This is a genomic window from Actinotalea sp. (assembly GCF_041597215.1).
GTDB lineage: Bacteria > Actinomycetota > Actinomycetes > Actinomycetales > Cellulomonadaceae > Actinotalea.
In genome coordinates this window covers 1-4,249 of sequence record NZ_JBFHHB010000261.1, presented here as the reverse complement: position 1 = coordinate 4,249, position 4,249 = coordinate 1, and the positions used below count along the sequence as shown (strand labels likewise).

General features: G+C 73.3%; 4 protein-coding genes. 1 reads left to right on the top strand and 3 read right to left on the bottom strand.

Annotated elements, in window-relative coordinates; translation table 11 throughout:
* Positions 1–26 precede the first annotated feature (26 nt).
* Together ABWK99_RS14140 and ABWK99_RS14135 are read right to left on the bottom strand one after the other, a co-directional pair.
* A complete protein-coding gene (locus ABWK99_RS14140; RefSeq protein WP_372595343.1) occupies positions 27–479 on the bottom strand; it encodes an aromatic ring-opening dioxygenase LigA in 453 nt (150 codons plus the stop codon).
* A 180-nt stretch (positions 480–659) separates the two neighbouring features.
* The gene (locus tag ABWK99_RS14135; protein ID WP_372595342.1) at positions 660–1,790 is read right to left on the bottom strand and encodes a glycosyltransferase family 4 protein; all 1,131 of its coding nucleotides are present in this window, start codon (positions 1,788–1,790) and stop codon (positions 660–662) included.
* A 63-nt stretch (positions 1,791–1,853) separates the two neighbouring features.
* Here ABWK99_RS14135 and ABWK99_RS14130 point away from each other — a divergent pair, with 63 nt between their 5' ends.
* Positions 1,854–3,431 (top strand): diguanylate cyclase domain-containing protein, encoded by a 1,578-nt coding sequence (locus ABWK99_RS14130; RefSeq protein ID WP_372595341.1) that lies wholly within the window; start codon positions 1,854–1,856, stop codon positions 3,429–3,431.
* Here ABWK99_RS14130 and guaA read toward each other — a convergent pair.
* Positions 3,352–4,249, bottom strand: an 898-nt coding sequence (gene guaA / locus ABWK99_RS14125; RefSeq protein WP_372595340.1) for a glutamine-hydrolyzing GMP synthase, incomplete at its 5' end; no start/stop codon positions are given. The two genes, ABWK99_RS14130 and guaA, sit on opposite strands and share 80 nt — an antisense overlap.

Genomic DNA, 4,249 nt, shown 5'->3' with positions numbered 1-4,249 from the left:
GACCGCCGTCGTTCGTTCGTACGGGCTCAGACCGCCGCGGTGGGCGCGGTGGCCTCGACCTTCTTCGGCAGGACCGCGGTGAACGCGTAGCCGATGAGGATCAGCACGAGACCCACGCCGATCGCGAAGGCTGCGACGCCGAAGGCGACGACCGAGGTGAACAGCGAGGCGCGCAGGAACGAGGCGTTCATCGCCGTGGCGCGCAGCGGGTCCTCGCGGTCGAGCTCGGCGTAGGTCTTGCCATCGGTCGACGCGAGCGCGTGGGTGTTGATGACGTCGGCCTGGTAGAAGGCCTGCAGCGGGCCGTCGACCGCGCTGCCCGCGAAGGCGGTGGCGTCGTCGGAGACGGTGATGTTCTCCGCCGCGAGCTGCGAGCTGACCAGGCCCCAGGTGACGCCACCGGCGACGACCATGAGCAGGCCGACGACCATGAGGACGTAGCTGACGATCTTGACGGGCTTGGCGTTGACGGTGCTCATGAAGTTCCCCTTCCAGGACGGCCGGGCCCTCCCGGAACCCGAGAGCCCTTTCGCACGGGCTCGACCATGAATATGCCCGACGGTGATCACCGTCGTATAGGCCGATGGTCCGGGCACGCATGGATGTTCACCGTCACGGGGTCCCGTCGTCGACCCGGATGGCCGTGAAAACCCGCCCCCTCAGGCCGTCAGGCCTCGCAGCGCACGGGCGCGGGAGTACAGCGCGTCGGCCGCACGCTGGGTGTGCGACCAGCCGAACACCGGCGGCACACCGCGGGCACGGGACCCGAGCGCGCCGAGCAGACCGGGCTCGTGCACCAGCCGCGCCAGCGCCCTGGCCATGCCGGCGTCGTCGTCGACGAGCAGTCCGTCCACGTCGTGGCTGACGAACTCCTCGATCCCCGTCCCCTTGCGCGCCACGACCACGAGCCCTGCCGCCCGCGCCTCGAGCGCCGCGATGCCGAAGGCCTCGAGGGCAGCCGGTGCGAGGAACACGTGCGCACGGCGGTAGAGCTCGGGGAGGCGGTCGCGCTCGAGCCGTCCGTGGAGCGTGACGACGTCGCCGAGCCGCCTGCGGTCGACGGACCGCTGCATCGGCGCGCGCATCGGGCCGTCACCGACGACGTCCACCCGCAGCGCCTCGTGGCCGACCTGGGCGACGGCGTCCTCGACCACGGCGATGAGCGCCGGCCCACGCTTGCGCGGCGCCAGGCGCATCGTGGCCACCGCGCGCACCGGGGGCACCGGGGCGACGGGCTCGCTCGGGGCCCACCTCGCGAGGTCCGCGCCGTTGGGCACCAGGTCGACCCGCCCCCCGAAGACCTCCCGGACCCGCTCGGCCGCCGCCGTGCTCACGGCCGAGAGCGCGACCGGGGCCTCGGCCCAGCGCGTGCGACGGACCCCGAGCCGCAGGGCCGGGACCACTCCGTCGAGCATGCAGTGCCAGGTGATCGCGAGGGGTACCCCGCGGTCCAGGGCGACGCGCGCCCCGTCGAAGGCGAACGGTGAGACGACGCCGGCGTGCACGTGCACGACGTCGGGACGGGCACGGTCGAACAGCTCGCGCATCGCCGCCGGCGCCGCGGGGTTCACCGGCACGTCGAAGGGGAGCCGGACGCCCATCCGGTGCACCGTGACCGCCGGGTGACCGAACTGCTCGCCGCCCGGATCGACACCGGACTCCAGCGGGGTGGCCGTGAGCACGTGCACCTCGTGCCCGGCAGCAGCCTGAGCCGCCGCGAGATCGCGCACCTGGGTCTCGATCCCGCCCATCCGCGGGGGGTAGCAGTCGGAGACGTGGACGATGCGCACCCCTAAGGCTAACGCCGGGCGCCCTGCGGCCGATCGGTGTCCGGAGCGGGAGGAGACCACCGGGTGCACGGCAGTCGGCAGCACGCCCACGTGACGGTGATCGCCCTTGCCGTGCCGCTCGCCGCGCTGTGCCTGCTCGGTGGGGCCTGGCGCTACGGAGCGATCACGGCGGCGGCCCTCGTCCCGCTCGCCGCCCTGGCGGTCCAGCTGCACCGGGGGACCCATCCCGACCGGCTCGGGTACACGGTGATGCTCGCCGGCACCGGCGTCCTCGCGGTGCACAACGTCCAGAACCTCGTGAGCTTCGCGCTCGTCGGCACACCGGCGGCAGGTCCGGCCGGCGCCGCGACGCTCCTGCTCGGCTACGCCGTCCTGCTGGCAGGCGGCCTGCTGGTCACCGTCCCGTACGCGCGGCGCGACAGCGGGGGCATGCTGGACGCCGGGCTCGTCGGCCTGGCTGCGGCGAGCGTCGTCTGGTCGGCCGTGCTCTACCCGGTCCACCTGCGGCTCGACTCCTCGGCTCCGACGGTGGTCTACGAGATGACTCTCGTGCTGTGCATCAGCGCCCTCTCGGGCGCGGTGGTCCGGTCCGCGGTCGTGGCGCCTGCGGCCAGGCCGGCAGCGGTGTACCTCGTGCTGTCGATCACCTCGGTGAACCTCGCCGACATCGGGTCGACCCTGACGACCGACCCCGTGCTGCACATGGACGCGGGCTGGGTCGGCAGCCTGTGGGTCGTCGCCTACGTCGCGTTCGGCGCGGCCATCGTGCACCCCTCGGCCCTGGCGATCGCCGGCCCCGAGGCTCGACCCCGCGGCCTCACGCGGGCGCGTCTGGCCTTCCTCGGGGCGGCCCTCGCCGTGAACCCGACCGTCGTCGGGATCCAATCGCTCACCGGTCGCCCGGCCGACGTCGTCCTGCTGAGCATCGGCACGCTGCTCATGGTCCCGCTGGTGGTCACCCGGATCGGCCTGCTCGCCCAGTGGCATGCCGACGCGGCCCGGCGCCTGCACGACCTCGCCTCCCTCGACGAGCTGACCGGGCTGGCGAACCGCCGGGCGATGAGCACGCACCTGTCAGGCGTCCTCGAGCGAGTCGGGGCCGGGAGCGTCACCGGGGCCGTGGTGCTCTACCTGGACCTCGACGACTTCAAGGCGGTCAACGACACCTACGGCCACTCGACCGGCGACGAGCTCCTGCGCGAGGTGGCCCGCCGCCTCCTGAGCTGCGTGCGCTCCTCGGACCTCGTGGCACGCTTCGGCGGCGACGAGTTCGTCGTCGTGCTGGAAGGGGACCCCTCGGCGATCGAGTCCACCGTGGTGCCGTCGATCGACCGTGCCCTCTCCCGGCCGGTCGACCTCGACGGGATCCGCGCGACGGCGCGGGCCTCGATCGGCATCACCTCGCCGGTGAGCGCTCCGACGCCGAGTCGCTGCTCGCTCGCGCGGACGGCTCGATGTACGAGGTCAAGCGCCTGCGTCGGGCCGGCCGTGAGGCGACCCCGCCGACCGGGACCCCCGCTGCCGCCCTCGGCTGAGGGTCAGCGGGGGGCGTCCCCCGGCCTCACTCCCACTCGATGGTGCCCGGCGGCTTGCTGGTCACGTCGAGCGTCACCCGGTTCACCTCGGGGACCTCGTTGGTGATCCGCGTGGAGATCGTGGCGAGCACCTCGTACGGCACCCGGGTCCAGTCGGCCGTCATGGCGTCCTCCGAGCTCACCGGCCGCAGGACGACGGGATGGCCGTAGGTGCGGCCGTCACCCTGCACCCCGACGGAGCGCACGTCCGCCAGGAGGACGACGGGGCACTGCCAGATCTCCCGGTCGAGCCCGGCCTTCGTCAGCTCGGCCCTGGCGATCGCGTCGGCGGCGCGCAGGACCTCCAGGCGCTCGCCGGTCACCTCTCCGATGATCCGGATGCCGAGCCCCGGGCCGGGGAACGGCTGACGCCAGACGATCTCGCCCGGGAGGCCGAGCTCGAGGCCCACGGCCCGGACCTCGTCCTTGAACAAGGTCCGCAGCGGCTCGACGAGCTCGAACTGCAGGTCGTCCGGCAGCCCGCCGACGTTGTGGTGGGACTTGATGTTCGCCGCACCCTCGCCGCCGCCCGACTCCACGACGTCCGGGTACAGGGTCCCCTGCACGAGGTAGCGGACCTCCTCACCGTGCGCACCGGACTCCGCGACCACGTCCCGCGCTGCCTGCTCGAAGACCCGGATGAACTCGCGGCCGATGATCTTGCGCTTGGTCTCGGGGTCCGTCACCCCGGCGAGGGCGTCGAGGAAGCGCTCGCGTGCGTCGACGACCATGAGCCGCACGCCCGTCGCGGCGACGAAGTCCTCCTCGACCTGCTCGGCCTCCCCCGCACGCAGCAGCCCGTGGTCGACGAACACGCAGGTCAGCTGCTCGCCGACGGCGCGCTGGACCAGGGCGGCGGCGACGGCCGAGTCGACCCCTCCGGAG

Excerpts from the sequence above, each read along its gene's own strand:
- ABWK99_RS14140 (WP_372595343.1), bottom strand. The coding sequence starts at position 479 with ATGAGCACCGTCAACGCCAAGCCCGTCAAGATCGTCAGCTACGTCCTC.